General features: G+C 67.3%; 25 protein-coding genes and 1 pseudogene. 11 read left to right on the top strand and 15 right to left on the bottom strand.

The annotated features are described in order from the left end of the window. Positions 1–54: 54 nt before the first annotated feature. From CGK74_RS10615 to CGK74_RS10595, 5 genes are all read right to left on the bottom strand, one after another. Entirely contained in the window at positions 55–1,239 is a 1,185-nt protein-coding gene (locus CGK74_RS10615; protein WP_094268449.1) for a phosphoglycerate kinase, read from the bottom strand. A 67-nt stretch (positions 1,240–1,306) separates the two neighbouring features. Further along, positions 1,307–2,335: a type I glyceraldehyde-3-phosphate dehydrogenase gene (gene gap, locus CGK74_RS10610; RefSeq protein ID WP_094268448.1), complete on the bottom strand. Its 1,029-nt coding sequence runs from the start codon at positions 2,333–2,335 to the stop codon at positions 1,307–1,309. A 135-nt stretch (positions 2,336–2,470) separates the two neighbouring features. Further along, on the bottom strand, positions 2,471–4,486 hold the full coding sequence (gene tkt / locus CGK74_RS10605) for a transketolase (RefSeq protein WP_094268447.1): 2,016 nt from the start codon (positions 4,484–4,486) through the stop codon (positions 2,471–2,473). Positions 4,487–4,612: 126 nt separating this feature from the next. Further along, on the bottom strand, positions 4,613–5,488 hold the full coding sequence (locus CGK74_RS10600; RefSeq protein ID WP_094268446.1) for a phosphoribulokinase: 876 nt from the start codon (positions 5,486–5,488) through the stop codon (positions 4,613–4,615). 92 nt (positions 5,489–5,580) lie between these two features. Further along, positions 5,581–6,390, bottom strand: coding sequence for an inositol monophosphatase family protein (locus CGK74_RS10595; protein WP_094268445.1), 810 nt, complete (start codon positions 6,388–6,390; stop codon positions 5,581–5,583). A 50-nt stretch (positions 6,391–6,440) separates the two neighbouring features. Here CGK74_RS10595 and CGK74_RS10590 point away from each other — a divergent pair, with 50 nt between their 5' ends. The 5 genes from CGK74_RS10590 to CGK74_RS10570 all read left to right on the top strand — a co-directional run bounded on the left by CGK74_RS10590 (position 6,441) and on the right by CGK74_RS10570 (position 11,891). Continuing rightward, complete coding sequence (locus CGK74_RS10590; RefSeq protein ID WP_094268444.1) at positions 6,441–7,163, top strand: 16S rRNA (uracil(1498)-N(3))-methyltransferase; 723 nt, start codon at positions 6,441–6,443, stop codon at positions 7,161–7,163. Between the two features lie 52 nt (positions 7,164–7,215). Further along, positions 7,216–8,700, top strand: a complete 1,485-nt coding sequence (gene pap, locus CGK74_RS10585; protein ID WP_094268443.1) for a polyphosphate:AMP phosphotransferase — start codon at positions 7,216–7,218, stop codon at positions 8,698–8,700. Positions 8,701–8,818: 118 nt separating this feature from the next. After that, complete coding sequence (gene argA, locus CGK74_RS10580) at positions 8,819–10,177, top strand: amino-acid N-acetyltransferase (protein WP_240498690.1); 1,359 nt, start codon at positions 8,819–8,821, stop codon at positions 10,175–10,177. Further along, positions 10,174–11,616, top strand: coding sequence for a sensor domain-containing diguanylate cyclase (locus CGK74_RS10575; RefSeq protein WP_206186233.1), 1,443 nt, complete (start codon positions 10,174–10,176; stop codon positions 11,614–11,616). Before argA ends, CGK74_RS10575 begins: the two co-directional genes overlap by 4 nt. 2 nt (positions 11,617–11,618) lie before the next feature. Continuing rightward, positions 11,619–11,891, top strand: a complete 273-nt coding sequence (locus tag CGK74_RS10570) for an oxidative damage protection protein (protein ID WP_094268463.1) — start codon at positions 11,619–11,621, stop codon at positions 11,889–11,891. Between the two features lie 105 nt (positions 11,892–11,996). Here the strand turns inward: CGK74_RS10570 and phoU are convergent, their stop codons facing one another. The 3 genes from phoU to moeA all read right to left on the bottom strand — a co-directional run bounded on the left by phoU (position 11,997) and on the right by moeA (position 14,720). Next, the gene (gene phoU / locus CGK74_RS10565; protein WP_094268462.1) at positions 11,997–12,692 is read right to left on the bottom strand and encodes a phosphate signaling complex protein PhoU; all 696 of its coding nucleotides are present in this window, start codon (positions 12,690–12,692) and stop codon (positions 11,997–11,999) included. Positions 12,693–12,788: 96 nt separating this feature from the next. Beyond that, the gene (gene rpiA / locus CGK74_RS10560; protein ID WP_094268441.1) at positions 12,789–13,451 is read right to left on the bottom strand and encodes a ribose-5-phosphate isomerase RpiA; all 663 of its coding nucleotides are present in this window, start codon (positions 13,449–13,451) and stop codon (positions 12,789–12,791) included. A gap of 18 nt (positions 13,452–13,469) precedes the next feature. Continuing rightward, complete coding sequence (gene moeA / locus CGK74_RS10555) at positions 13,470–14,720, bottom strand: molybdopterin molybdotransferase MoeA (protein WP_094268440.1); 1,251 nt, start codon at positions 14,718–14,720, stop codon at positions 13,470–13,472. 77 nt (positions 14,721–14,797) lie between these two features. Between moeA and CGK74_RS10550 the strand changes: the two are divergent. After that, positions 14,798–15,648: pseudogene (locus CGK74_RS10550) on the top strand (ferritin-like domain-containing protein). A 12-nt stretch (positions 15,649–15,660) separates the two neighbouring features. On the opposite strand, the gene ccsB reads toward CGK74_RS10550, so the two are convergent. The 3 genes from ccsB to CGK74_RS10535 form a co-directional block, all read right to left on the bottom strand. Beyond that, the gene (gene ccsB, locus CGK74_RS10545; protein ID WP_240498689.1) at positions 15,661–16,845 is read right to left on the bottom strand and encodes a c-type cytochrome biogenesis protein CcsB; all 1,185 of its coding nucleotides are present in this window, start codon (positions 16,843–16,845) and stop codon (positions 15,661–15,663) included. Then, positions 16,842–18,920 (bottom strand): cytochrome c biogenesis protein ResB, encoded by a 2,079-nt coding sequence (locus CGK74_RS10540; RefSeq protein WP_094268461.1) that lies wholly within the window; start codon positions 18,918–18,920, stop codon positions 16,842–16,844. The genes ccsB and CGK74_RS10540 overlap by 4 nt, the downstream gene beginning before the upstream one ends. Before the next feature lie 126 nt (positions 18,921–19,046). Beyond that, positions 19,047–19,676: a c-type cytochrome gene (locus CGK74_RS10535; protein WP_094268439.1), complete on the bottom strand. Its 630-nt coding sequence runs from the start codon at positions 19,674–19,676 to the stop codon at positions 19,047–19,049. 122 nt (positions 19,677–19,798) lie between these two features. On the opposite strand from CGK74_RS10535, the gene yihA reads away from it, so the two are divergent. The 3 genes from yihA to CGK74_RS10520 all read left to right on the top strand — a co-directional run bounded on the left by yihA (position 19,799) and on the right by CGK74_RS10520 (position 22,189). Further along, positions 19,799–20,476 carry a ribosome biogenesis GTP-binding protein YihA/YsxC gene (yihA, locus tag CGK74_RS10530; protein ID WP_106408402.1) on the top strand — a complete coding sequence of 226 codons (678 nt, stop codon included), beginning with the start codon at positions 19,799–19,801 and terminating at the stop codon, positions 20,474–20,476. 196 nt (positions 20,477–20,672) lie between these two features. Further along, positions 20,673–21,689 carry a porphobilinogen synthase gene (gene hemB, locus CGK74_RS10525; RefSeq protein WP_094268438.1) on the top strand — a complete coding sequence of 339 codons (1,017 nt, stop codon included), beginning with the start codon at positions 20,673–20,675 and terminating at the stop codon, positions 21,687–21,689. Positions 21,690–21,715: 26 nt separating this feature from the next. After that, the gene (locus tag CGK74_RS10520) at positions 21,716–22,189 is read left to right on the top strand and encodes a GNAT family N-acetyltransferase (RefSeq protein WP_240498688.1); all 474 of its coding nucleotides are present in this window, start codon (positions 21,716–21,718) and stop codon (positions 22,187–22,189) included. Positions 22,190–22,192: 3 nt separating this feature from the next. Here the strand turns inward: CGK74_RS10520 and CGK74_RS10515 are convergent, their stop codons facing one another. Both CGK74_RS10515 and CGK74_RS10510 read right to left on the bottom strand, forming a co-directional pair. Next, entirely contained in the window at positions 22,193–22,840 is a 648-nt protein-coding gene (locus CGK74_RS10515; RefSeq protein ID WP_094268436.1) for a pyrimidine 5'-nucleotidase, read from the bottom strand. A gap of 47 nt (positions 22,841–22,887) precedes the next feature. Next, positions 22,888–23,820, bottom strand: a complete 933-nt coding sequence (locus tag CGK74_RS10510) for a methyltransferase domain-containing protein (protein ID WP_094268435.1) — start codon at positions 23,818–23,820, stop codon at positions 22,888–22,890. A 57-nt stretch (positions 23,821–23,877) separates the two neighbouring features. On the opposite strand from CGK74_RS10510, the gene CGK74_RS10505 reads away from it, so the two are divergent. Next, complete coding sequence (locus tag CGK74_RS10505; RefSeq protein ID WP_094268434.1) at positions 23,878–24,597, top strand: ComF family protein; 720 nt, start codon at positions 23,878–23,880, stop codon at positions 24,595–24,597. Between the two features lie 53 nt (positions 24,598–24,650). Next, positions 24,651–25,115 carry a tRNA (cytidine(34)-2'-O)-methyltransferase gene (locus CGK74_RS10500; RefSeq protein WP_094268433.1) on the top strand — a complete coding sequence of 155 codons (465 nt, stop codon included), beginning with the start codon at positions 24,651–24,653 and terminating at the stop codon, positions 25,113–25,115. 12 nt (positions 25,116–25,127) lie between these two features. Here CGK74_RS10500 and CGK74_RS10495 read toward each other — a convergent pair whose 3' ends face one another. Next, positions 25,128–26,129, bottom strand: a complete 1,002-nt coding sequence (locus tag CGK74_RS10495) for an NAD(P)H-dependent glycerol-3-phosphate dehydrogenase (RefSeq protein ID WP_094268432.1) — start codon at positions 26,127–26,129, stop codon at positions 25,128–25,130. Continuing rightward, positions 26,117–26,581, bottom strand: a complete 465-nt coding sequence (locus tag CGK74_RS10490; protein WP_094268431.1) for an SH3 domain-containing protein — start codon at positions 26,579–26,581, stop codon at positions 26,117–26,119. Before CGK74_RS10490 ends, CGK74_RS10495 begins: the two co-directional genes overlap by 13 nt. Positions 26,582–26,591 lie beyond the last annotated feature (10 nt).

Raw genomic sequence — 26,591 nt, 5'->3', positions numbered from 1 at the left:
CGACAAAGGCCACCCCGCGGGGTGGCCTTTGTCGTGCCTGGGCGCGGTGACGAATCAGGCGCTGAAGCGCTCTTCCAGCGCCGCGATCGCGGGCAGGGTCTTGCCTTCGAGGAACTCGAGGAAGGCGCCGCCGCCCGTCGAGATGTAGCCCACGTCTTCTGCGATGTGGAACTTGGCGATGGCTGCGAGGGTGTCGCCGCCGCCGGCGATCGAGAAGGCTTCCGAGTGGGCGATGGCAGAGGCCATCATCTTGGTGCCGCCGGAGAACTGCGGCAGTTCGAACACGCCGACCGGGCCGTTCCAGACGATGGTGCCGGCGTTGGCGATGATTTCCGACAGCTTGGCCGCCGTCTTCGGGCCGACGTCGAGGATGCGGTCGTGCGGGCCGACTTCGTCCACCGAAATGCGGTTTGCGCGAGCGAGGGCGGAAACCTCGTCGGCGACGACGACGTCGACCGGCAGGGGCACTTCGGCGCCGCGGGCCTTCATCATGTCCATGATGGCCTGGGCTTCCTTGACCAGCTCGGGCTCGGCCAGCGATTCGCCGATGCGCTTGCCGGAAGCGAGCAGGAAGGTGTTGGCGATGCCGCCCCCCACGATCAGCTGGTCGACCTTGTCGGCCAGCGACTTCAGGATGGTCAGCTTGGACGACACCTTGGAGCCGCCGACGATGGCGACCAGGGGACGCTTCGGCGCATGCAGCGCCTTGGACAGCGCGTCGATCTCGGCGCCCATCAGCATGCCGGCACAGGCCACCGGGGCGAAGCGGGCGATGCCGTGCGTGGTGGCCTCGGCGCGGTGGGCGGTACCGAAGGCGTCGTTGACGTAGACGTCGCACAGCGCGGCCATCTTCTTCGCCAGTTCTTCGTTGTTCTTCTTTTCGCCGACGTTGCAGCGGCAGTTCTCGAGCAGGACCACCTCGCCTGGCTTGACCTCGAAGCCGCCCTCGACCCAGTCGGCGATCAGGCGCACCGGACGGTGCAGCAGCTGGCCCATGCGCACGGCGACCGGCGCCAGGGTGTCGTCGGGGCCGACCGTGCCTTCGGTCGGACGACCGAGGTGGGAGGTGATCATCACTGCGGCGCCGTTGTCGAGGCAGTACTGGATCGACGGAATCGAGGCACGGATGCGCGTGTCCTCGGTGATGTTGCCGGCGTCGTCCTGCGGCACGTTGAGGTCGGCGCGGATGAACACCTTCTTGCCGCGGACGTCGATTTCGTTGAGCTTCTTGACTTGCATGATCGTGTCAGTCTCGTGAAAACGCCCTGCGGGGCAGGGCGTCGATGGTTTGTGATGGCCGGGTGGCTTACTTGGCGTTGGCGAAGGCGCGGGCGGCGTCGAGCATGCGGCAGGAGTAACCCCACTCGTTGTCGTACCAGGCCAGCACCTTGACCAGCACCGAGCCGTCCTCGCCCTTGATGACGCGGGTCTGGGTGGCGTCGAAGGTGGAGGAGACGGTGGTGTGGTTGAAGTCGGACGACACCAGCGGCTCGGTGTTGACCGCCAGGATGCCCTTCAGCGGGCCGTTGGCCGCGGCGGTCATCAGTTCGTTGATCTCTTCCTTGGTGGTGGCGCGCTCGGCGGTGAAGGTGAGATCGACCAGCGAGACGTTGATGGTCGGCACGCGCAGCGCAAAGCCATCGACCTTGCCGACGAGCTGCGGCAGCACCAGGCCGACGGCCTTGGCGGCGCCGGTCTTGGTCGGGATGATGTTTGCGGCGGCGGCGCGGGCGCGGCGCAGGTCCTTGTGGCGCACGTCCACCGTGACCTGGTCGTTGGTGTAGGCGTGGATGGTGGTCATCAGGCCCTGCTTGATGCCGACGCTGTCGGCCAGGATCTTGGCGACCGGGGCCAGGCAGTTGGTGGTGCACGAGGCGTTGGAGACGACGGTCATGTCACCCTTCAGCACGCCTTCGTTCACGCCCATGACGATGGTGGTGTCCACGTCGTCACCGCCCGGGGCGGAGATCAGCACGCGCTTCGCGCCCATGTCGAGCAGGGCTTGGGCCTTGGCCTTGGTGGTGTAGGCGCCGGTGCATTCGAGCAGCACGTCCACGCCGTGGCTGCCCCAGTTCACGCCCTTGGGGTCCTTGGTGGAGTAGAAGGGGATCTTCTTGCCGTCGATGATGATGGTGTTCTCGCCCTCGGTCTCGACCGAGGTCGCGAAGCGGCCGTGGGTGGTGTCGTACTTCAGCAGGTGGGCGTTGGTGGCCAGATCGCCGGAGGCGTTGATGGCGACCACTTCAAATTCGTTCTGCAGGCCCTGTTCGTAGATGGCGCGCAGCGTGCAGCGACCGATACGACCGAAACCGTTGATGGCGACCTTGATGCTCATCGATGCTTCTCCCTGAAATTACGTTGGAAAACCGGGTGTTTATCCTTCTGATGCCCTGCCGGCCAGCGCCGGACTGCGCCCTCATGTGCAACGGGAGCGGTCCGCTTCCGGATCCGCTCCCGCGCCAGTCTGTCGTCAGAGCACCGATTTCACTGCCTGAACCACCGCATCCGCGGTGATGCCGAAATACTTGAACAGCTCGCCCGCCGGGGCCGATTCGCCGAAGCGGTCGATACCGATCACGCGGCCTTCCAGTCCGACGTACTTGTACCAGCCGTCGGTGCTGCCGGCCTCGACCGCGACGCGCGGCAGGCCGGCGGGCAGCACGCTGGCCTTGTAGGCGGCATCCTGGCGGTCGAAGACGTTGGTCGAGGGCATGGACACGACGCGCACGGCCACGCCTTGCTCGGCCAGTGCCTGCTGAGCGGCCATGGCGAGCGCGACCTCGGAGCCGGTGGCGAGGATCACTGCCTGCGGCTTGCCGCCGGCAGCCTCCGAGAGCACATAGCCGCCCTTGCGGATTGCGGCGACCTGCTCTGCGCTACGGGCCTGGAAGGGCAGGTTCTGGCGCGAGAAGCACATGCTGGTCGGGCCGTTCTTGCGCTCGATCGCACTGGCCCAGGCCACGGCCGATTCGGTAGTGTCGCAGGGGCGCCATACGTCCATGTTGGGGATCAGGCGCAGGGTGGCGGTCTGCTCCACCGGTTGGTGGGTGGGGCCGTCTTCGCCGAGGCCGACCGAGTCGTGGGTGAACACGAAGATCTGGCGCACCTTCATCAGCGCGGCCATGCGCAGGGCGTTGCGCGCGTACTCGCTGAACATCAGGAAGGTGGCGGTGTAGGGGATGAGGCCGCCGTGCAGCGCGACGCCGTTGGCGATCGCCGCCATGCCGAACTCGCGCACGCCGTAATACACGTAGTTGCCGCCGCTGGTCTTGCTGACGCCCTTGGCACCCGACCACAGCGTGAGGTTGGAGCCTGCGAGGTCGGCCGAGCCGCCAAGTAGTTCGGGCAGCTTGGGTGCGTAGGCTTCGATGCTGTTCTGGCTGGCCTTGCGGGTGGCGATGGTCTCGGCCTTGTCGACGACCTTGGCGAGCACCGCGGCGACATGGGCATCCCAGTCGGCGGGTAGCTCACCGGCCATGCGGCGCTCGAACTCGGCGGCGAGTTCGGGGTGCGCGGCGCGATAGGCGGCGAAGGCGGCGTTCCATTGGCCTTCGAGCGAGGCACCCTTGGTGCGGGCGTCCCAGGCGGCATAGACGTCGGCGGGGATCTCGAAGGGCGCATGCGTCCAGCCGATGTGGGCACGGGCGGCCTCGATCTCGGCCGCGCCGAGCGGAGCACCATGGACGTCGTGGCTGTCCTGCTTGTTGGGGGCGCCAGCACCGATGATGGTCTTGCAGCAGATCAGCGTCGGGCGCGAGGGGTCGGCCTTGGCCTGCTGGATGGCTGCTTCGATTGCCACCGGGTCGTGGCCCTGCACGTCGCGGATCACCTGCCAGCCGTAGGCTTCGAAGCGCTTGGGGGTGTCGTCGGTGAACCAGCCTTCGACGTGGCCGTCGATGGAGATGTTGTTGTCGTCGTAGAAGGCGGTCAGCTTGCCCAGGCCCCAGGTGCCGGCGAGCGAGCAGGCTTCGTGCGAGATGCCTTCCATCAGGCAGCCGTCGCCCAGGAACACCCAGGTGCGGTGGTCAACGACGGTGTGGCCGGGGCGATTGAACTCGGCGGCCAGGATCTTCTCGGCGAGCGCCATGCCGACGGCGTTGGTGATGCCCTGGCCGAGCGGGCCGGTGGTGGTCTCGACGCCCGGGGCGTAGCCGTATTCGGGATGGCCCGGCGTCTTGCTGTGCAGCTGGCGGAAGCGCTTGAGTTCTTCGATCGGCAGGTCGTAGCCGGTCAGGTGCAGCAGCGCGTAGATGAGCATGGAGCCGTGGCCGTTCGACAGCACGAAACGGTCGCGGTCGGCCCACTTGGGGTTGGCCGGGTTGTGCTTGAGGTGGTGGCGCCACAGCACTTCGGCGATCTCGGCCATGCCCATCGGCGCGCCGGGGTGGCCGGAATTGGCCTGTTGCACGGCGTCCATCGCCAGGGCGCGGATCGCGCCGGTGATGGGGTTGAAGACCGGGGCTTTGACGTTGCGGGTCGACTGCATGCTGTTCTCGGGCCGAAGGCCACCATCAGAAAAGCCGCAATTATCCCTTAAAAGTTCCCGGTGATGCCAATGTTGCAATGCGGCATCCGTGCCGGCCGCTGAGGGTTCGAGCTGCGCGGCGCACCCTCAGACCCACTGCCGGCGGCGTTCCATCAGCTTCCAGATCAGCGGGGTCAGGATCAGCTGCATCGCCAGGTCGAGCTTGCCGCCAGGAATCACGATGGTGTTGGCGCGGCTCATGAAGGCATCGTGGATCATGCGCAGCAGGTAGGGGAAATCCACGCCGCGCGGGTCCTTGAAGCGGATCACCACCATCGACTCGTCCTGCGTCGGCACGTCGCGGGCGATGAACGGGTTCGAGGTGTCGACCACCGGCACACGCTGGAAGTTGATGTGGGTGCGGGCGAACTGCGGAACGATGTAGTGCACGTAGTCGTGCATGCGGCGCAGGATGGTGTCCTGCACGGCCTCGGGCGAATAGCCGCGGATCTTGGTGTCGCGGTGCAGCTTCTGGATCCATTCCAGGTTGATGGTGGGCACGACGCCGATCAGCAGATCGACGTGGCGCGACACGTCCACGCTGTCGGTGACCACCGCGCCGTGCAGACCTTCATAGAACAGACAGTCCGTGCCCACGGGCAGGTCCTCCCATTCGGTGAAGGTGCCCATCGGCAGGTTCCAGCGCATGGCCTGCGCTTCGTTGTGGATGTAGTGCCGGCGGCGGCCGGTTGCCGCTTCGCCGTAGGCGCGGAACAGGCTCTCGATGTCGGAGAAGAAGTTGGCCTCGGGGCCGAAGTGGCTGATGCCGCGCTGGCCGAGACGTTCGGCCTCCTCGATCAGTCCCTGCATTTCCGCCCGCGTGTAGCGGTGGAAGCTGTCACCCTCGACGATGGCCGCATTGACGTGCTCGCGGTGGAAGATCGCCTCGAAGGTGTGCTTGACCGTGGTCGTGCCTGCGCCGGATGAGCCGGTGACGGCGATGATCGGGTGCTTCATGGACATGGTGGTCTCCGCGCTGGGCGAACGGTGTCGTCACGCGAGTATATTGCGCTGCAGCAAATTGCGGTGAGATTCGTGTGCGCGCGTCGCGGGGGTCAGGAGCGTGCCTTCACCCACGCCGACCATTCTGCGAACAGGCCCGGGTTGGCGGCGGCGATCACGCCGCGCTTCACCGCCGGGCCCGACATCAGCGAGCCCCCGCCCAGGGCCTCGGCCTGGCCACCGGCTTCGGCCAGGATCAGGCGGCCGGCGGCGTAGTCCCACAGCATCTGCCCGCCGTGCAGGTAGACGTCGAGCCGGCCCGCCGCGACAAAGCACCATTCCAGCGCGCTGGAACCGAAGTTGCGCTGCGAGTAGTACGGTGGGCGAACGGCCAGCTCGTCGCCGAGATGGTGACTGATGCGCTTGAAATCCACGCCCGCCACCGCGTCGGACAGCCGGGTCGCGCCTTGCCGCAATGGCAGTTCGGTGCCGTTGAGGTAGGCACCGGCGCCGCGTGCGGCGTAGAAGGACTCGTCGGTGATCGGGTTGTAGACCACGCCCAGCACCGGCTCGTGGTCGATCAGATAGGCGATCGACACGGCGAATAGCGGAATGCCGTTGGCGAAGTTCGTCGTGCCATCGATCGGGTCGATGCACCACATGCCGCGCCCGCCCTCGTTCCACAGGTGGGCCTGTTCGGTAGCGGTCATTTCCTCGCCCAGTACCGCGCCTGGCAGGAACTGCGGCAGCGCTTCGGAGAAGCGTCGTTGCGATTCCATGTCCGCTTCGGTAAACAGCGAGCCGTCGGGTTTGCGGTTGCGAGCCGACTTCAGGTAGCGGGGCAGGATCTCCGCGCGCGCGATGTCACGCACCATCGATTCAAGGGCGCGGGCGCGGGCGAGGCGTTGGGCTGAGGTGGGCATGTGGGCTCCTTGCCGGTCGGGCGCGGGGATGCGGGGCCTATAATCTTACGATGATTTCTCGATTCCATTTTCCGGGGCGCTTGCCCGATGCCGGCGAGGTCGAGCTGCCGGAGGCGCTCGCGCACCACGCCTTGCGTGTGCTGCGCCTGCGCGACGGCGAGCAGATGGTGCTGTTCGATGGTGAAGGGGGCGAGGTCGATGCCCGGCTGACGGTTCGCGGCAAGACCGGGTTTGCGCAGCTGGGCGAACGGCGGACGCTCGACCGCGAGTCGCCGCTGCCGGTGGTGCTGGTGCAGGCACTGGCCTCGGGCGACAAGATGGACTGGGTCGTGCAGAAGGCGGTGGAACTGGGCGTTGCGGCGATCCAGCCGGTGCAGGCGGAGCGCTCGGTGCTGCGGCTGTCCGGCGAGCGTGCCGACAAGCGGATCGCCCACTGGCAGCAGGTGGCGGTTTCGGCCTGCGAGCAGAGCGGGCGCAACCGTATCCCGCAGGTCCATCCGCTGCGGCCGCTGGTGCAGTGGCTGGCGTCTGCGCGCGGCGAGCGTGGCTACGTGCTGGCGCCCGGCGGTGGAACCGGGTTCGGCGGCGAGGCGCGGCCCGAGGGCGCGGTGCATGTCCTGATCGGTCCCGAGGGCGGCTGGACCGAGGCCGAACTGGCCGCCTGCGATGCCGCCGGTTTCCGGCGCGTGACGCTGGGGCCGCGCGTGTTCAGGACCGAGACGGCGGGGCTGGCGGCGCTGGCGGTGCTGCAGGCGCAGTGGGGCGATTTCTGATCCGGTGCCGCCTGGGCGCCGGCTGCTGGACGACAAACGACTAGGGGCAGCGATGTTCGAATCCGCGGAACTTGGCCACCGGACCACGAAGGAAGAATTCGACGCGCTCGTGCCGCGGCTGCGCGCCGATCTGCTCGACGCGCAGTTCGATCTGCTGCAACTGAAGCAGTTTGCGGTCGTCGTGCTGATCAACGGCGTGGATGGGGCGGGCAAGGGCGAGACGGTCAACCTGCTCAACGAGTGGATGGACCCGCGCCACATCCAGGCCTGGGCCTTCGACACACCCACGCCGGAGGAAGCCGAGCGGCCGTTCATGTGGCGCTTCTGGCGCGCGCTTCCGCCGCACGGCAAGATCGGCGTGCTGTTCAACAACTGGTACACGCAGCCCATCCGCGACCGGGTCGATCGCGTATGCAAGCGCGCTGAACTCGACCAGCGCCTGGACGAGATCCGTCGCTTCGAGGCGATGCTCGCGCACGAGGGCGTGCTGTTGATCAAGTTCTGGTTCCATCTTTCTAAGGACGCACAGAAGAAGCGCCTGAAGGAACTGGAGAAGGACGAGCGCACGCGCTGGCGCGTCACCGAGCGCGACTGGCGCTTCTACGATCTGTACGAGCGCTACCGCGAGGTGGCGGGGCACGTGCTGCGCACGACGAGCACGGGCGATGCGCCATGGCTGATCGTGGATGGCTCCGACCCCAACTACCGTGCGCTGTTCGTCGCGCGCACGCTGCTGTCGGCGCTGCGCCACCGGCTCGACGCGGCGTCCCAGAACTGGAAGCCACGCCTGTCGGCGGCGCCGCTCGCGCCGCGAGTGGACCAGCGTAACCTCGTCGACAGCCTCGTCCGGCAGGACATGGGGCGCAAGGAGTACGAGCGCGAGCTCGAACTGCTGCAGGGCCGGCTTGCCCTGCTGACGCGCGAGGCCGCCTTCCGCAAGCACTCGCTGGTGCTGGTGTTCGAGGGCATGGATGCGGCGGGCAAGGGCGGCGCGATCCGCCGCGTCGCGGGCGCGCTCGACATCCGCCAGTACCGCATCATCCCGATCGCCGCGCCGACCGAGGAAGAGCGCGTGCAGCCCTACCTGTGGCGTTTCTGGCGCCACGTTCCGCCGCGTGGCAAGGTCGTGATGTTCGATCGCTCATGGTATGGCCGGGTATTGGTCGAACGGGTCGAGGGTTTCTGTTCCGAGGCCGACTGGTTGCGCGCCTATGCCGAGATCAACGACTTCGAGGACCAGCTGACCGCCGCCGGCGCGGTGGTGGTGAAGTTCTGGCTGGCGATCAGCAAGGACGAGCAGCTCGAGCGTTTCAAGGAGCGCGAGGCCGAACCCCACAAGCGCTTCAAGATCACCCCCGAGGACTGGCGCAACCGCGACAAGTGGGACGACTACACGCGAGCGGTCTGCGACATGGTCGATCGCACCAGTACGGGCACCGTGCCATGGACCCTCGTCGAGGCCGACGACAAGCACTTCGCCCGCATCAAGGTGCTGCGTACGATCTGCGAGCGGCTTGAGGCGGTGCTCGCGCAATGAAGGCACCGATGACGCCGCGGCGGAGTGGGCATGCATCCGTTAGAATTCCGTCATTCGAAATCCTGCCGCTCGCGTTGGCCTCCGTGGCCGCCTTGTCGGCCCCTGTTGCGGTGAATGCGTGAACGCTGAATCGAAACCCGCTGCGCCGGCCGTGCCGGCGACCGAGGACCCCACCTCGCAGTTCGTCGCCTGGGTGCGCGGCGCGGCCCCCTACATCCACGCCTTTCGTGGCAAGACCTTCGTCGTCGGTTTCGGCGGCGAGGTGGCGGCAGGTGAGCGCGCACAGAGCCTGGCCTACGACTGCAACCTGCTGGCCGCGCTGGGCATCCGCCTGGTGCTGGTGCATGGCGCGCGGCCGCAGATCGACGTCGAACTGGCGCGGCGCGGGCTGGAGCCGCGTTTCCATCATGGCCTGCGCGTGACCGACGTCGAGGCGCTGGAATGCGTCAAGTCCGCCATGGCGGTGACCCGTTTCGAGGTCGAGGCGCTGCTGTCGCAGGGCTTGCCCAACACGCCGATGGCCGGCAGCTACATGCGCGTGACGGGCGGCAACTTCATCACCGCGCGCCCGGTCGGCGTGGTCGATGGCGTCGATTACCAATACACCGGCGCGGTGCGCAAGATCATCGCCGAGGAAATCAACGCCGACCTCGACCAGCAGAACGTCGTGCTGATCACGCCGCTCGGCGTGTCGCCGGCGGGCGAGATCTTCAACCTGGCGATGGAGGAGGTGGCCGAGGCGGTCGCGGTGGCGTTGAAGGCCGAGAAGCTCATCTACCTGTGCGACGCGCCCGGTCTGCTCGATGCAGAGGGGCAACTCGTGGAGTCGGTCACCGCGGATGAGGCGCAGTCCAAGATCGAGACCGGCGAAGGGCTGACCGAGGACCTTCATCTCTTCCTGCCCTGTGCGATCCGCGCCGTGCGACGGGGCGTGGCGCGCTGCCACCTGATCGACCGCGACAAGGACGGCGGCCTGCTGCTCGAGTTCTTCACCCATGCCGGCGTCGGTACGGTGGTGTCGCGCGACCCGCTGTTCCGCCTGCGCGAGGCGACGGTCGATGATGTGGCGGCGCTGGTGTCCTTGATCACGCCGATGGAGGCGGACGGCACGCTCGTGCGTCGTGGCCGCGAGTTGCTGGAGCAGGAGATCGAGCGTTTCACCGTGGTCGAGCACGATGGCGTGCTGGTGGGCTGCGCGGCGCTTTATCCGTTCTCGGAGGACAATGCGGCCGAGCTCGCCTGCCTTGCGGTGACGCCGGAGTACCGCCGGGCCGGCCTCGGCGACCAGTTGCTCAAGCGCATCGAGCGCCGTGCCCGTGTGCAGCGCCTGGAGCGCCTGTTCGTGCTCACCACGCGTACCGCGCACTGGTTCCGCGAGCGCGGTTTCAGCGAGATCGGCCCCGAGGCCTTGCCGCGACAGAAGCGGGAGCTGTACAACTTCCAGCGTCGCTCCAAGGTCTTCGTGAAATCCCTATGATCCTGTGGCCCAAGCGCGCTGCGTCCGACGAGGCGGCGAACGCCCAGGACGAATACTGCCGCCAGGTGGCCGAGGGTGTGCACGGTGTCGAGGCACTGTTCGACGAGCAGCTTCGGCTGCTGTGGATCAGCCCGTCGATCGAGCGGGTGACCGGTTACGTGCCCGCTGACTGTCTGGCCGCGCCGGATCTTTTCGCGCTGATCGTACACGAGTCCGACCGCACCCACTGCACGCGGACGGTGGCGCAGCTTGCCGCCGACGGTCTGCCGCAGGATTTCGAGTTGCGCTTCGTGCGGCGTGACGGCGAGACGGCGTGGGTCGCATCGCACTGGCGGCGCGTCGAAAGCGGCGGCCACTGGCGGCTGCGCCTGTCGGCCGAGGACATCCAGGCACGCAAGGAGACCGAATACAAGCTGCTGGAGACGGTCACCGAGCTGCGCCGTGCGCAGGCGCTGCGCGAGCACTACCTGCTGCGCAGCAACGACGAGCGCCAGCGCCTGGCGGCGCTGCTCAACCTCATCCGGCTCGGCATTCTCTTCATGGACCAGGACAAGCGCGTGCTGTACTACAACCGCGCCATGCTCGAGATCTGGGGTTATCCGCCGGATGCGCACCTGATCGGCTCGCGCGAGAGCGTGGTGCAGGAGACGATCAGGGCGCGGCTTGCCGATCCGGATGCCTATTTCGCCCACATCGCGGAGGTGGTCGAGACGCACCAGCGCGTCAGCGAGGCGTTTGAATTCCACTTTGCCGACGGGCGCATCGTCACCGATCGCTCGGCAGTCGTCGAGGGGGCGGTCGAAGGTCGCGGCATCGGCCGGGTGTGGATCTACGAGGACGTTACCGAGGCGCGTCGCATTTCTGCACAACTGGTCGAGATGGCCGAGCGCGATCCGCTCACCAACCTGTACAACCGTCGCCGTTTCCACGAAGAGCTCGAGCGCATGCTGGCCGATGCGACTCGGCGCGGGCATGCCGTGGGCCTGCTCGGCATCGACCTGGACGGTTTCAAGCCGATCAACGACGAGTTCGGACACCAGGCGGGCGACGAGGTGCTGGTGCGACTTGCAGAGTCAGTCAGCCGTATCGTGCGTCGACACGAGATGTTCTTCCGCATCGGCGGTGACGAGTTCGCGATGCTCGTGCCCGATGCGCAGCCGGAGGCCCTGGCCGAACTTGCGAGCCGTCTCGGTGAGGCGGTGGCGGGGTTGGCGTTCTGCTTCGAGGGCAAACCGGCGGGTGTCACGGCCAGTATCGGCATCGCGGTGTTTCCGGACAACGGCCTGGATGCCGAGGCGCTGGTCTCGGCGGCCGACGAGGCCATGTACCGCTCGAAGTCAGAGGGACGCAACCGCTGGACGCTGTCCGGGAGGGTAGCCGGCGAATCCGCTAGAATGTCGGCTTCGAGCTCCGATGAACCCGATAGCAGAGAGGAATGAACATGGCTCGCATGGTTAATTGCGTGAAACTCGGTCGCGAGGCGGAAGGCCTGGATCTTCCCCCGGTGCCGGGCGCGCTCGGCAAGCGCATCTTCGACAGCGTGTCGAAGGAAGCGTGGCAGCAGTGGGTCAAGTACCAGACCATGCTGATCAACGAGAACCGCCTGAACCTCATGGACGCGCGTGCGCGCAAATACCTGGCCGAGCAGATGGAGAAGCACTTCTTCGAGGGCGGCGCCGACCAGATCAGCGGCTACGTTCCGCCTGCGCAGTAAGGGCGGGGCGGCGGACAGCGTCCGTCGCGCGCCGCAAAGCAAAAAAGGGATGGCGCGGCCATCCCTTTTTGTTGCCTGCCGCCGCCGGGGCGGCCGCTGTCCGTATCAGCTCTTGTCGCCGAGCCGGGCTTCAGCCTTCGCGTAACGCACGTCCTCGCCCTGCACGAGGAAGACCACGTACTCGGCGATGTTCATCGCATGGTCGCCCACGCGTTCGATCGCCTTGGCGGTGAACAGGAGCTCGAGGCTGTTGGTGATGGTGCGCGGATCTTCCATCATGTAGGTGATCAGCTGGCGCATGACAGCCTTGAAGCTCGCGTCGACCTCGGCATCCTGGCTCTTGATGCGCGGCGCAATGCTGGCATCGGCACGGGCGAAGGCGTCCAGCGCCGCATGCAGCATCGACAAAGCGAGCTGGGCAGCATGCGACAGGTCGATGCGCGGGGTGAAGGTGACTTCGCTCGTGTGCAGTCGCTTCGCGGCCTTGGCGATCTTCTTCGCTTCGTCGCCGATGCGCTCGAGGTCGCCGACCGACTTGATGACGGTCATCACCAGGCGCAAGTCGATTGCGGCCGGCTGGCGCTTGGCGATGATGTGGTTGCACTCGTCGTCGAGTTCCTTCTGCATCAGGTTGACGCGCTGGTCCTCGTCGATGACCTGGTCGAGCAAGGTGAGGTCGCCGGTGCGCAGGCCTTCGAGCGCGTTCTTGACCTGCGACTCGACCAGTCCGCCCATTTGCAGCACGCCGCTGCGGATTTCTTCCAGTTCGACGTTGAACTGCTTGTAGGTGTGTTCCGTCATCTTCGCCATGATCCTTTCGAGGGAAGCGCAGAGGCTAGCAGCACAAGGTTAAGTTTTTGTTGCAAGTCATGCCGCTGAAACCTCCGCGCCATCGGGTCAGGGGCGTTGCAGGCGTTCCACGCCCTGGCTGCCGGCCAGCAGCAGCAGGTCGGCGCCGCGCTCGGCGAAGAGGCCGTTGGTGACCACGCCGACGATCTGGTTGATGCGGGTTTCCGTGCTGACCGGGTCGCTGATCGCCAGCCCGTGCACGTCGACGATCAGGTTGCCGTTGTCGGTCACGAAGCCTTCGCGAAGGCGCGGTTCGCCGCCAAGGCGGGCGAGTTCTCGGGCGACGTGGCTGCGGGCCATCGGGATGACCTCGACCGGCAGCGGGAAGCGGCCGAGCGTCAGCACGCGCTTGCTGGCGTCGCAGATGCATACGAAGCGCTTCGACACCGCGGCGACGATCTTCTCGCGAGTCAGTGCGCCACCGCCGCCCTTGATCATCGCGAAGCCGCCGTCGATCTCGTCGGCGCCATCGACATAGACCGGGATGCTGTCGATGTCGTTGAGATCGAACACCTGGATGCCGTGCGCGGCGAGCCGTTTCGAGCTGGCTTCGGAGCTGGAGACGGCGCCGCGGATGCGGTTGCGCATGCCGGCGAGGCCGTCGATGAAGTGGTTCACCGTCGAGCCGGTGCCGACGCCGACGATGCTGCCGTCCTCGATGTAGTCGAGGGCGGCGAGGGCGGCGGCTTTCTTGAGTTCGTCCTGGGTCATGTGTGTTTCCCGGTCTCTTCAGACCAGGCCGTGGAAGGGTTGAACGAAAACGGTGTCGCCGGGCTGGACTGCGGTGCAATCCTCCGGCAACACGACGAAGCAGTCGGCTTCGGACATCGAGCGCAAAACGCCCGAGCCCTGAGCGCCGGCCATGGCGACGGAGAGTTGGGTATCGTCGCGCTGCAGGCGTCCGCGCAGGTACTCGACGCGGCCGGGCTGCTTGCGCAGGGCGAAGTCCGCCCGTACCGGGAAGCGTTCGGCCGGCGGCAGCGGGGTGACGCCCATCAGCGTCAGCAGCGCGTCCTGCACGAACTGGTAGAAGGTCACCATCACCGCCACCGGGTTGCCGGGCAGGCCGAACAGCACGGCGTCCCCGATGCGGCCGAAGGCCATTGGCCGGCCGGGCTTGATCGCCAGCTTCCAGAACGACACCTCGCCCATGCGCGCCATCATCTCGCGGATGAAATCCGCCTCACCCACCGACACGCCGCCGCTGGTGATGATGACGTCGGCCGCCAGCGAGGCGTCGCGGAAGGCGGCCTCGAGCGCGGCCGGCTCGTCGGGCACGACGCCCATGTCGAGCAGGTCGCAGCCCAGGCGCGATAGCGCCCCGAACAGCGTGTAGCGGTTGCTGTCATAGACCTCGCCCGGCGCCAGCGGCCGGCCGATGGACGCGATCTCGTCGCCGGTGGAGAAGAAGGCCACGCGGAGCCGGCGCTGAACGACGACCTCGGCGATGCCAAGCGAGGCGATCAGGCCTAGTTCTGCCGGACCGCAGCGCGTGCCGGCCGCCAGCGCAATGCTGCCTTCGGCGAGATCTTCGCCGGCGCGGCGCAGGTTCTGGCCCTGCTTCTGACCGGCGGGGACGAAGACACGGTCGTGCTCGCGGCGGGCGACTTCCTGCACGACGATGGTGTCCGCGCCCTCCGGGATCGCGGCGCCGGTCATGATGCGCACGGCCTGGCCGGGTCCGGCGATACCGGAGAATGGCCGACCGGCAAAGGCGGTTCCGACCACTGCGAGCGCGGTCTCCGCGTTTGCCGCAAGGTCGGCGGCGCGCACGGCGTAGCCGTCCATCGCCGAGTTGTCATGCGCTGGCACGTTGTAGGGCGCGATCACGTCGCGTGCCAACACGCGGCCGAGCGCGGCGCGTACCGCCACGCGCTCCCAACCGTCTACCGGCGACAGGGCGTCGAGGATCAGGCTGCGCGCATCGGTGACACTCAGGAAGTTGCGTCCGGCGTCGCCGCCAGAAGTGGGCTGAGTCATCTGCGTGGGTCCGGGATGGGGCGACCCGGCTGGGTCGCGACGGGCGCCATTTTCCCACATCGGGGGCAAGGGTGTGGATGCGGTGCCGGCGGTTTGACCTTTTGCTAGACTTCGCGCCCATGCAAGCTTCGGTACATGATGCGGCGCTCGCCGTCCTGATGATCAGTGATCCGCAGCACAAATGCGCGGCGACCCTGGCGCTGCGCGAGGACTGGTGCGCGGGCAGCCTGACTGAGCTGCAGGCGGCCGACATTCTCGAGCCGCTGCGCGCGCCGGGGCGTCCGGCACGGCCCGAGCTCGTGCCGCCGGTGCAGCTGGCGGGGCGCCGCCCCGGGAGCCGCGAGGGCCATGCTGCGCTGTTGCACGCGATCGCGCACATCGAGTTCAACGCCATCAATCTCGCGCTCGACTGCGTGCATCGCTTCCGCAGCCAGCCGCCCGCGTTCCACGACGACTGGCTCAAGGTCGCGGCCGAGGAGGCCTATCACTTCGGGCTGGTGGTGGCACGCCTGCAAGGCTCGGTTTCGACTATGGCGATTTCCCCGCGCACGATGGTCTGTGGGAGATGGCCTGCCGCACTGCGCACGACCTGCTGGCGCGCATGGCGCTGGTGCCGCGGGTGCTCGAGGCACGCGGGCTGGATGCGACACCGCCGATCATGAAGAAGCTGAAGGCGGTCGGCGACACCGGGAGCGTCGCCGTCCTGGAGATCATCCTGCACGACGAGATCGGCCATGTCGCCATCGGCGACCACTGGTTCCGCCAGCAATGCGCGGCGCGCGGGCTGGAGCCGGAGGCGACCTATCTGAAGCTGATCGACGACTTCCGTGCGCCGCGCCCGCAGCCGCCGCTGCACGTCGAGGCGCGGCGGGCGGCAGGGTTCAGCGCGGCGGAACTGGAGGTGCTGTCCCGTCCCCGCAAGGCGTGAGTTCGGCGCCGGTCAGAGCGCGCCGTAGGAGTGCAGGCCGGACAGGAACATGTTGACGCCGACGAAGGCGAAGGTCGTCACCAGCAGGCCGACCACCGCCCACCACGCCAGTACGGCGCCGCGCAGGCCCTTGGTGAGGCGCATGTGCAGCCAGGTGGCGTAGTTCAGCCACACGATCAGCGCCCAGGTTTCCTTCGGGTCCCACTGCCAGTAGGTGCCCCAGGCCTCGGCAGCCCACAGCGCACCGAGGATGGTGGCGATGGTGAAGAAGGCGAAGCCGATCGCGATCGACTTGTACATCACGTCTTCGAGTACGCGCAGCGCAGGCAGACGCGAGGCGAGGATGCCGCGCTCGGCCAGCAGATAGGCGCTACCGACCATCGCCGCCAGCGCGAAGGCGCCGTAGCCGACGAAGTTGGTCGGCACATGCACCTTCATCCAGTACGACTGCAGGGCGGGAATCAGGGGCTGGATCTCGTGCGCACCGCGGGTGAAGGTGTACCAAAGCAGGAAGGCAACCGCGGCCGAGATCACCAGCATCACGAAAGCGCCAAGCTTGCGCGTGGCGTAGCGCAGTTCGTAGTACAGGTAGAGCAGGGCGGTGATCAGCGAGAACAGCACGAAGACTTCGTACAGATTGCTGATGGGGATGTGGCCGACGTCCGGGCCGACCAGGTAGGACTCGTACCAGCGCACGAAGAGGCCGGTCGTGCCCATCACGACTGCGATCCAGGTCAGCGCCGTGCCAGTGCGATCGCCGAAGTCCGACCGCGCCAGCAGGCCCAGCCAGTAGGCGCCGGTGGCGATGAAGATGAGCGCGCTCATCCACATGATCGCGGTCTGGCTCGAGATCAGGTACTTGAGGAAGAAGGTCTGCTCGGCACGCGCCAGGTCGCCGTGGTAGAGGGTGATCGCGGTCAGCGACAGCACGGTGACGGCGGCGAGGTAAGGGCGGAAAGCCTTCCAGTGCCAGCCGATCGCGGCGAGGATCGGTACGTGCAGGATCAGGATGCCCTTGTCGTACACGTCCATGAAATCGCCGTACTCGCGCAGCGCGAAGATCGCGCCGAGCACCAGAGCGAGGGCGTAGAGCCAGTCGAGCGTGCCGAGCTGGCGGAGCCAGTGCCGCTGGGGCGGCAGGGCCTCGGGTGGCAGGTTGGTCGGGCCGGAGGGGCGAGGCTGGGCGATGTCCATCATGAACCTCTGACGGGGTCGGTTGCGGCAAGGGTTGAATCGGTGGGCGCCGTGCCGAGCGCGGCGCGCAGGCCATCGACGTGGCGCTGGAAGGTCTCGTCGACATCCATCGCCTTGCGGTTGGAAGACATCGCCACCAGGGCTTCGTTCGGCTTGAGCAGCACAAAGAGGCGGCGCTCGCGGATGTACAGCATCGCGAACACGCCCAGCACCAGCAGCAGCGAGCCCAGATACACGAGCGGCTGGCCCGGCGAGCGGGTGGCCTGCAGCACCGTGGCCTGGCGCTCCTCGTAGGACATCAGCTGCAGGAAGACCGGCACGCCGTAGAACAGGCTGTCCGAGAGCGCAGCCAGCGTGTCGTTGAGGTACTGGGCGCGCGCCTGGTTCAGCTCGAGCGGCATCATGCCGCTGCGCTCGCGCGCCAGCGCCCAGGCTTCCCAGGCGAGGCCTTGCAGGATCTTCACGAACACGTCGGCGGCGCGTTCCTGTTCTGTGGCGGCGACGGTGCTCTCGAGGAAGCGGCCCACCGACTCGTAGCCGCGGTCGGCGAAAAGCGTCAGCGTGTGCGCGGCGGTTTGGGCCAGCGCGTCGCGCATCGGGGCGCGGGCGTCATCGAGGCCGAAGCTGCGCGCGGCAAAGCGTGCGGCGATCTCGGCGCGATTCTCCGGATCGAACATCATCTGACGCAGCGCGAACCAGGTGTCGATGCGGCCGTCTTCGTCCAGCGGCAGGCGGATGTAGCGGAAGGGGTCGGACTGTGCATCGCGCGTGCCCGAATACATGAACCAGCGGCCGCCCTGCACGATCGGCAGCATGTAGTTCTGGAACTCGCGCGCCTGGCCGGCTTCGTCGCGCAGCTTGAAGGTGTAGCTCGGGCCGATGTTGCGCAGGTCCTTCTCGTGCGGCGTTTTCGCGCCGCTGCCGAGGTGCTCCTGCAGCTTGGCCATGCCGCGCGCGGTCTCCGTCGCATTGCCGCCTTCGCCCATGTCCTCGATGTTGAAGGCCCTGAAGTTCGTCAGTTCGAGCGTGTACCTGAACTTCGGGTGCTCGATCTGGCGCGCCTCGCCGACCTCGGCCTTGAACTCGAGCAACTTGCCGGTTTCGCCCACCAGCAGGCTGTGGCCGACGAGTTCGAGGATGGAACCGCCATCGTCGAAGCTCGACTGGTAGAGCGTGATGCCGCGATGCTCGAGCGGCTTGTTGACCTCGACGGTGTGCTCGAAGCTCTCGCCGGTCTCGTCGTCGGTGACGAGGATGTCGCTGGCGAAGCGCTTGGGCATGCCGTTTTCGTAGTGGTCGATGTGGAACTTCTTCAGCGAGATCGTGAAGGGCAGTTCCTGCAGCAGGATGTTGTCGCCCACTGCGAGTACCGCGACGTTCGCCGATCGGCCCTCGGGGATGAAGACGTTGCCGCGGAAGCTCGGGTTGGATTCGCTCATTCGCGCCGAGTCGGGAATGCTGGCGATGAGCTGGTTGCCGGTGGTGGGCTGTTTGTCGCCGGCCCAGATCTGGATCCTGAGCGGCAGGTCGCCGTCGAGCAGGCCGCCGATGCAGATCAGAACGATGGCGCCGTGAGCGAGGAAGTAGCCGAGGCGGCCGGCGCTGCCCTGCTTGGCGGCCACCAGCGTGCCATCACTGCGCGGATTGGCGCGGAACTGGAAGCCCGCACGCGCGAGGTAGGCCTGGGTGCGCTCGACGGCCGCCGCGCCCTCGAGCGCGGGTGCGAAGCTCGCCTGATGTCCGAACTGGCGCAGCGAGGCCTCGCGCGCGTGCTCGCGGAAGTGGCGCATCTCGCGCAGCATCGGGGCCGACTGGCGCGCGATGCACAGCGAGGTCGACAGCACGAGGAAGGCAAGGATGACGAGGAACCACGGCGCGTTGTAAACCGAGTACAGGCCGAGCTTGTCGAACACCGGGAACCAGAACGGACCGAACTGGTTCAGGTAGGCGTTGAAGGGTTCGTTCTGCTTGATGACGGTGCCGATCACCGAGGCGATCGACAGGATGGTCAGCAGGCTGATGGCGAAGCGCATCGAGCTCAGCAGCTCGAACAGGGCGCGTGAGGTGCCGCGTTGCATCAGGCCCCCGGGCATTGGGTCAGGGCGTCGGCCATGGCGTCAAATATCCTGCGCAGGGCCGGCCGGAAAAAGAAAAAGGGGTGGAGCAATCCACCCCTCCACGGGACTCGTCAAAGACTGGAGCGCTCAGCGCAGGCCGGCGGCGAAGTCGGCGACTGCCTTCATCTCGGCGTCGGTCATCTTCAGCGCAATCATGCGCATCATGCGGTTCGGGTCGTTGTCGCGGCCGCCGTCACGGAAGGCCTTGAGCTGGGCTTCGGTGTACTCGGCGAACTGGCCCGACAGGCGGGGGTACTGGGCGGGGAGGCCTGCGCCGGCAGGACCATGGCAGGCGGCACAGGCGGGCACGCCCTTCGATGCGATGCCGGCGCGCCAGATCTTCTGGCCGAGTTCGATGGTCTCGAGGTTCTTGGCCGGCTCGGGTTGCAGCTCGAAGGACGCAAAGTACTTTGCCAGGCCCTTCATGTCGGCATCTTCGAGGCCGGCGACCATCGCCGTCATCACCGCGTTCTCACGCGCGGGCTTGTTGCCGTCCCAGCCCTTGAACTCGCGCAGCTGCTTGTAGAGGTAGTCCTCGTGCTGTCCGGCGAGCTTCGGGTTGGCCGACAGCTGGCTGTTGCCGTCAGCGCCGTGGCAGGCGACGCAGATCGTTTCGGCGGTCTGTTTCGCCTTGGCGAGGTCCGGAGCCTGGTCCTGGGCCTGCAGGCCGCCGGCGACAAGCAACAGGGACGAGAGCAGCAGGGAACGCTTGATCATGATGTCCTCGGAAAGCCGTGAGTGATTGTTTCAAACGCGGTATTCTATATCAGGAAACCCGCCTTGCGCGATGCGATGTGGGCTTTGTACCGCAGTCCGCCGGCCTTTTGCCCCTTTTTTTCATGCCCCTGTTCCGCAACGCACAATTCGAGATATCGATCGCCAAGCCGTCTGGCTTGCCGCCCCCCTCCGGCGCGGAGATCGCCTTTGCAGGGCGCTCGAACGCGGGCAAGTCGAGCGCGATAAACACGCTTGCGGGCCATGTCCGCCTTGCCTTCGTCTCGAAGACGCCCGGCCGTACGCAACTCATCAACTTCTTCCGCCTCAACAGCGGCGCGCTGATGGTCGACCTGCCCGGCTACGGCTATGCCGCGGTGCCCGAGAAGGTGCGCAGGCAGTGGCAGGGGCTGATCGAGAACTACCTCAAGAAACGCGAAAGCCTGATCGGTCTGGTGCTGATCATGGACTCGCGTCACCCGCTGACGCCGCTCGACCGGCAGATGATCGACTGGTTTGCGCCGTCGGGGCGGCCGATGCACGTGTTGCTGACCAAGAGCGACAAGCTCTCGCGCGGCGCTGCGGCCGGCGTGCTGCAGGACGTCAGGCGCCAGCTTGCGCCGCTCGGGCCGCAAGTGACGGTCCAGTTGTTCTCGAGCCTGAAGAAGAGCGGGGTCGACGAGGCCGAACGCGTGATCGCTGGCTGGCTGGGTCTGGGCGAGCCCGCGATCGAAGCGCCTTCGGCCGACGCGGAACTGGCCGTCACCGACCCAGAAAACAAAAACCCCCGACCAGGGGAGTAGCCGGGGGTGAAAATGCCCCACTGGCATGGGGCACCCGCTCAGGGAGGTGAAGCGGGAGACGGGATGACGCGGGGGCGCGCTGCCGTCTGCTTGCTAAGATAGACCGCCAATAACGAAAGTTCCGTAGTTCATCCGTTACCGCATGTGTCGCGGCAGCGGGAAAGCGGAGCGAAATCAACCAGATCACGAGATTCCGATGCGACCGACTGGAGCCTTCCCTGCAACCCGCATGCGCCGCATGCGCCGCGACAACTTTTCCCGCCGCCTGATGCGCGAGAACGTGCTCACGGCCAACGACCTGATCTTCCCGGTGTTCGTCCTCGACGGCGAGCAGCGCACCGAATCGGTGGCGTCGATGCCGGGTGTCGAGCGGGTGTCGATTGACCGGCTGCTGCTGGTGGCGGAGCAGGCGCTGACGCTGGGCGTCCCGGCGCTGGCGCTGTTCCCTGTGATCGACGCCGCGGGCAAGACCGACGGCGCCGAAGAAGCGTGGAACCCGGACGGCTTGGTGCCGCGCACGGTGCAGGCGCTCAAGGCGCGCTTCCCGGAGCTGGGCGTGATCACCGACGTCGCGCTCGACCCCTACACCAGCCACGGCCAGGACGGCCTGATCGACCCGCGGGACCCGCGCGGCTACGTCATGAACGACGAGACGCTCGAAGCGCTGGCGAAGCAGGCCCTGTGCCACGCCGAGGCAGGCGCCGACGTGGTGGCGCCGTCGGACATGATGGACGGCCGCATCGGTCGCATCCGCACCGAACTCGACCGCGCCGGCCACATCCATACCCGCATCCTCGCCTATTCGGCCAAGTACGCCTCGAGCTTCTACGGTCCGTTCCGCGACGCCGTGGGGTCGGCCGGCAACCTCGGCAAGGGCAACAAGTACACCTACCAGATGGACCCGGCCAACAGCGACGAGGCGATCCGCGAGGTCGCGCTCGACATCGCCGAAGGGGCCGACATGTTCATGGTCAAGCCCGGCATGCCCTACCTGGACATCGTGCGTCGCGTGAAGCGCGAGCTCGAGGTGCCGACCTACGTCTATCAGGTCAGCGGCGAATACGCGATGCTGAAGGCGGCCGGGGCCAATGGCTGGCTCGACGAGAAGGCCTGCGCGATGGAGGCCCTGCTGTCGTTCAAGCGCGCCGGCGCCGACGGCATCCTGACCTACTACGCGCTCGACGCTGCGCGCTGGATGAAGTCCGGCGCGTGATCGCGCGGGTGTCGGATGCATCGTCCGTGACACTGCGGGTGATGCGCATGGACGACCTCGATGCGGTGCTCCGTATCCAGCGCGAGGCCTACGGCGACGACTACCAGGAGTCCGCCCAGGTGCTTGGCCGCAAGCTGCGCCTCGCGCCGGACGCCTGCTGGTTCGCCGAGCGCGATGGCGTCGGTCTCGGTTATGTCTTTGCCCATCCGTGGTCTGCGGATGCTCCCCGGCTGCATGCTCCGATCGTGACGCTACCCCCTGTGGCTGACCACGGCTTCCTGCACGACCTTGCCGTCTCACCGCGCGCGCGCGGTGAGCGGCTGGGAGGTCAGCTGTTTGCGCAGGTGCTGGACTGGTCGCGGGCAGCGGGGCACCGGGGCCTGCAACTGGTGGCGCTGGCCGATGCGGTTGGCTTCTGGCGCCGGCTGGGGTTCGTCCCCTGCGCGCAGGCGCTGCCGGAAGGCTACGGCAAGGGTGCCGTGCTGATGCGGCTGGGGTGAGCTTCAGCCCAGCAGGCGGCCGAGTGCGCGTCTGAGATCCAGGATCGAGGCGAGCTTGACGTCGACGTAGGCCGGGGTGCGCAGGTTCCGGCCGACGAGCACGGTGCGCATGCCCAGGCGCTTGGCCGTGCGCAGGTTGACCGCTGAATCCTCCAGCATGATGCAGCGCGCGGGATTCAGCCGGCGCGACGACAGGAGTTTGCGATAGCCGCGAATCCCGGGTTTGGGGTGGTAGTCGAGGTCCTCGATTCCGATCACGTCCTCGAACAGGTCAAGGATGCCCATGATGTCGAGCACGGCCAGCGCGTAGTGGCGCGGTGCGTTCGAGAACACGAAGCGGCGTCCCGGCAGCTTGCGCAGCATGCCGCGCAGCGCGCGGTCGAACACCATCATCTCGTGCAGGCGCTCGAAGCGATGCGTCTCTACCAGGAAGTGCCGCGGGTCCGTGCCATGGTGTCGCATCAGTCCGAGCAGCGTGGCGCCGTAGCGGTGCCAGTACTGCATACGCAGAGTGTTGGCTTCCTCCCTCGACAGCGCGAGGTGCTGTTCGAGATAGGCGGTCATGCTGCGATTGATGTGCGGGAAGATGTGCGGGCTGGCGTTGTGCAGCGTGTTGTCGAGGTCGAACAGCCAGACGGGGTCGGAATGCATGGGCTCTGGGCAGTGGGACGTGTCGCGGCGGGGCGTGTGACGGTCGGTCAGCGCGTTGCCGGACGGGGCTGGAAGCGGACGATGCTGCGTCCGTCCTCGGTGGTCTTGGGGGCGGCTTTCCAAGCGTGGCCCTGAATGATCTCCAGCGTAGCCGGCAGACGACCATTCTGGCGCAGGGCTTCGTAGGCGGCGCGAGCCTTTGCCCAGCCGGCGCGGCCCGACAGGCCGCGCGGCCGCGTCGAAGCCGCATTGGCAGCGCCGCTTGCGCGCAGGTCGTGCAGCAGGCCGTCGAGGTCAGCGTAGGTCAGCGTAAGGATCTCCATGTCCATCACCGGGTCGGAGAAGCCGGCGCCCACCAGCGCATCACCAAGGTCGTGCATGTCGATGAAGCGATGAACACGTTCGCCGGCCGAGTTCGGCAGGCAAGTCCGCAGTTCCTTCAGCGAATCGGGGCCCAGGGTCGAGAACATCAGCAGGCCACCGACCTCGAGCGTGCGGTGGATCTCCTTCAGCGCAGGCAGCGGATCGTCCAGGGCTGGAAACATCAGGTTGGACCACACCAATCCGAGGCTGCCGCGGGCCAGGGGCAGGGCGTCGGCCGAGGCGACGAGGTGGGGCAGGGAAGGCGGGTTGCCGCCCAGCAGGCGGCGCAGCAGGCCAGGCTGCCGCGCTTCGGCCCGCAATCGCACGCCGGCGCGAGTGACCATCTGGGCGGCGAAGTCGGCCGCGAGGAGTGTGGCGTGTGGAAACCGCTGTGCCAGTCTCGGCAGATCGGCGCCAGTGCCGCAGCCAAGGTCGAGGATGCGTCGCGGCTCGATGCGGATGTAGTCGAGGCGTTCGTCCATGCGCCGCGAGATCTCACGCACCACGACATCGGTCTCGTCGCAGCGCGGAGCGGCGTTCTCGAAGCGTCGTCGCAGCAGACGATGGTCGAGTGAGAAGTGCCCGGCGTCGGACGGCGCAGTCGAAGTCGTTGTCATTTCCGGCGCGAGGGGCTGTAATTGCGAGGTTCGCATGTTCTGCCAAGGCCGGAAATCTTGTCAAACCTAGCCCGTGACTCCCGCCGCCTGCTTGCCCGCGTCCTGGACGTCCTGATGCCGCAGGATTGCCTCCTCTGCGGCGAGCCGGCAGGGCCTGACGGCCTGTGTACGGACTGTTGCAGCGAGCTTCCACGGCGGCCGCCCACCGCCTGTCCGGTCTGCGCGTTGCCGGGCCTCAACGGTGGCCCCTGCGCACAGTGCCTGCGTGAGCCGCCGCACTACGATGCCACGCTGGCGCTGTTCGATTACGCCTTTCCGGTCGATCGGCTGGTCCACGGGCTGAAGTACGGCCACCAGTTGTCGGTGGCGCGCTACCTTGCCCAGGAGCTGTGCGCCGTCGGCAGCGAATTCGCCCGTCGCGCGGATCTCCTCGTGCCGATGCCGCTGCATGCGCGGCGGCTGGCCGACCGCGGTTTCAACCAGGCGGTCGAGATTGCGCGGCTGCTGGCCAGGGCGTCGGGCCTGCCGATGGAACTGGCGCGGGTGAAGAGGGTGCGAGATACGCCCGCGCAGGCGACGCTCGATCGGGAGGAACGGCTCCGCAGTCCGCGCGGGGCGTTCGACTGCGACCTGGTCCTGGCTGGTGCGCGGGTGCTGGTGGTCGATGATGTGATGACGACCGGCGCCACGCTTGACGAGCTCGCGCGCTGCCTCAAGCGTCAGGGGGCCGGCTGGGTCGGGAATCTCGTCGTGGCACGCACGCCGATGCCGGGCTGAGCTACAGTTGCGGCCTTCGCGCCGGCCAGGCGCAGACCGAAAGCCCCTGCACGATGTTCGAAATCGTTCTCTTCCAGCCCGAGATCCCGCCCAACACCGGCAACATCATCCGCCTCGCGGCCAATACCGGCAGCCGGCTCCACCTGATCGAGCCGCTCGGATTCGACCTGTCCGACAAGCATCTGGCCCGCGCCGGGCTGGATTACCACGATCTCACTTGCGTGACCGTGCATCGCGACTGGGGTGCGTGCCGTGCTGCACTGGAGGGACGGCGCTTCTTCGCGCTGACCACGCGCGGCTCGCGCCGTCATGACAGCGTGGACTACCGCGAAGGCGACGTGCTGGTGTTCGGGCCGGAGAGCCGGGGGCTGCCTGCGGAGATGCTGGAGCAGTTCGCCGCCGACATGCGGATCCGCATACCGATGCGGCCCACCAACCGCAGCGTCAATCTGTCCAACGCAGTGGCGGTGGTGGTGTATGAGGCCTGGCGTCAGCAGGGCTTCGCCGGGGCAGCGTAGCCGAACAGGGGGTTATTCGTGCCGCGGATCGCGCGCGAGCAGGCGCTCGACCGCGCTGCGGGCGTCGAGTCCGTGATGCAGCAGGGCATCGACCGCTTCGCAGATCGGCATCTCGACCCCCTTGCTGCGGGCAAGTGTCACGACCTCGCGCGCCGTGGACACCCCTTCGGCGACGTGGCCCAGGTCACGCAGGATATCGGTCAGCGTGCTGCCCTTGGCCAGTTCCAGGCCGACGCGACGGTTGCGCGACAGGTCGCCGGTGCAGGTGAGGATCAGGTCGCCCATGCCGGTGAGACCCATCAGGGTTTCGCTGCGGCCGCCGAGTGCAGCGGCGAGGCGGGCGATCTCCGCGAGGCCGCGTGTGATGAGCGCGGCGCGTGCGTTGAGTCCGAAACCCAGGCCGTCCGAGACGCCGGCAGCAATCGCCATGACGTTCTTGATGGCGCCGCCGATCTCGCAGCCGACCAGGTCGGTGTTGGCGTAGATCCGAAGTCGCGGCTGGTGCAGCGTCGCCACCCAGCGGCTGGCAAACTGCTCGTCGCCAGCGGCGAGCGTGATGGCCGTTGGAAGGCCACGCGCGACTTCGGCGGCAAAGCTCGGGCCGGTGAGCACACCGCAAGCGGCGTCTCTGCCGAGTTCTTCGGCAACGATTTCGTGCGGCAGGCGGCCGGTGCCGGCTTCGAGGCCCTTGCACGCCCATATCAGTGGCGTGCGTGGCCTGAGCCGGTGCAGCTCGCGCACCGTGTCACGGAGGCCGGCCAGCGGCGTCACGACCAGATGCAGGTCGGCGGACTGGGCGGCGAGGGTGAAGTCGGGCTCGAAGATCAGTGCGTCGTGAAGGCGCACGTCGGGCAGGTAGCGACGGTTCTCGCGCGTCCGCGCCATGGTCTGCAGATGCGCCGAGTCGCGCCCCCACAGGCGCACGTCGTGCGTGCCGCTGAAGGCCTGCGCCAGCGCGGTGCCCCAGGCGCCGGCGCCGAACACCGCGATGCGCTGGCGGCTTACAGCCCCCATATGTCGCCCGCGCGGATGTAACCGATGAGGCCGTCGGCGTGGCGAACCTTTACCCAGCCGAGGCTCGGCGGTTCGGCCAGCTCGAGCACGACGTTGCGCGCCGCCTCGAAACTGAGCGGGGCGTCGTCGCGCGCCTCGCGCCGGACGGCAGCGCGCTCGGCTGTCACCAGCACCGTGCGGCGATTGGCCAGCACTCGGCGCTCGACCCAGTTGAGCGAGCCGCCCGGCTCGCGCACCTTGATCCACTTGTCCAGCGTGACGACGACTTCCACCGGCGTGCCGGGCCGCAGGATGAAGAGACGCTTGCCCTGCTCGGAGGGGGCGTCATACATGATCGCGGGCTCGCTCAGCGAGCGGAACTCGATGGCCTGCGCCGTGCCGACCGATGCGCCGGCGAGTGCGACGAGCATCGTGGCAAGGCGGGGCAGGGAGGATCGGCGCAGGCGCTTCATGGGTTGAAGC

Origin of the sequence: Thauera propionica, assembly GCF_002245655.1 — a bacterium.
Lineage (GTDB): Bacteria > Pseudomonadota > Gammaproteobacteria > Burkholderiales > Rhodocyclaceae > Thauera > Thauera propionica.
Note: the sequence above shows the minus strand (reverse complement) of the source record. Positions and strands in the feature narration are given on the sequence as shown.

Excerpts from the sequence above, each read along its gene's own strand:
- CGK74_RS10535 (WP_094268439.1), bottom strand. The coding sequence starts at position 19,676 with ATGATCAAGCGTTCCCTGCTGCTCTCGTCCCTGTTGCTTGTCGCCGGC.
- CGK74_RS10515 (WP_094268436.1), bottom strand. The coding sequence starts at position 22,840 with ATGCATTCCGACCCCGTCTGGCTGTTCGACCTCGACAACACGCTGCAC.
- CGK74_RS10600 (WP_094268446.1), bottom strand. The coding sequence starts at position 5,488 with ATGTCCATGAAGCACCCGATCATCGCCGTCACCGGCTCATCCGGCGCA.
- pap (WP_094268443.1), top strand. The coding sequence starts at position 7,216 with ATGTTCGAATCCGCGGAACTTGGCCACCGGACCACGAAGGAAGAATTC.
- rpiA (WP_094268441.1), bottom strand. The coding sequence starts at position 13,451 with ATGACCCAGGACGAACTCAAGAAAGCCGCCGCCCTCGCCGCCCTCGAC.
- hemB (WP_094268438.1), top strand. The coding sequence starts at position 20,673 with ATGCGACCGACTGGAGCCTTCCCTGCAACCCGCATGCGCCGCATGCGC.
- CGK74_RS10490 (WP_094268431.1), bottom strand. The coding sequence starts at position 26,581 with ATGAAGCGCCTGCGCCGATCCTCCCTGCCCCGCCTTGCCACGATGCTC.
- moeA (WP_094268440.1), bottom strand. The coding sequence starts at position 14,720 with ATGACTCAGCCCACTTCTGGCGGCGACGCCGGACGCAACTTCCTGAGT.
- CGK74_RS10510 (WP_094268435.1), bottom strand. The coding sequence starts at position 23,820 with ATGACAACGACTTCGACTGCGCCGTCCGACGCCGGGCACTTCTCACTC.
- gap (WP_094268448.1), bottom strand. The coding sequence starts at position 2,335 with ATGAGCATCAAGGTCGCCATCAACGGTTTCGGTCGTATCGGTCGCTGC.
- phoU (WP_094268462.1), bottom strand. The coding sequence starts at position 12,692 with ATGACGGAACACACCTACAAGCAGTTCAACGTCGAACTGGAAGAAATC.
- CGK74_RS10540 (WP_094268461.1), bottom strand. The coding sequence starts at position 18,920 with ATGCAACGCGGCACCTCACGCGCCCTGTTCGAGCTGCTGAGCTCGATG.
- CGK74_RS10595 (WP_094268445.1), bottom strand. The coding sequence starts at position 6,390 with ATGCCCACCTCAGCCCAACGCCTCGCCCGCGCCCGCGCCCTTGAATCG.
- CGK74_RS10495 (WP_094268432.1), bottom strand. The coding sequence starts at position 26,129 with ATGGGGGCTGTAAGCCGCCAGCGCATCGCGGTGTTCGGCGCCGGCGCC.
- tkt (WP_094268447.1), bottom strand. The coding sequence starts at position 4,486 with ATGCAGTCGACCCGCAACGTCAAAGCCCCGGTCTTCAACCCCATCACC.
- ccsB (WP_240498689.1), bottom strand. The coding sequence starts at position 16,845 with ATGATGGACATCGCCCAGCCTCGCCCCTCCGGCCCGACCAACCTGCCA.
- CGK74_RS10575 (WP_206186233.1), top strand. The coding sequence starts at position 10,174 with ATGATCCTGTGGCCCAAGCGCGCTGCGTCCGACGAGGCGGCGAACGCC.
- yihA (WP_106408402.1), top strand. The coding sequence starts at position 19,799 with ATGCCCCTGTTCCGCAACGCACAATTCGAGATATCGATCGCCAAGCCG.
- CGK74_RS10500 (WP_094268433.1), top strand. The coding sequence starts at position 24,651 with ATGTTCGAAATCGTTCTCTTCCAGCCCGAGATCCCGCCCAACACCGGC.
- CGK74_RS10590 (WP_094268444.1), top strand. The coding sequence starts at position 6,441 with ATGATTTCTCGATTCCATTTTCCGGGGCGCTTGCCCGATGCCGGCGAG.
- CGK74_RS10570 (WP_094268463.1), top strand. The coding sequence starts at position 11,619 with ATGGCTCGCATGGTTAATTGCGTGAAACTCGGTCGCGAGGCGGAAGGC.
- CGK74_RS10615 (WP_094268449.1), bottom strand. The coding sequence starts at position 1,239 with ATGCAAGTCAAGAAGCTCAACGAAATCGACGTCCGCGGCAAGAAGGTG.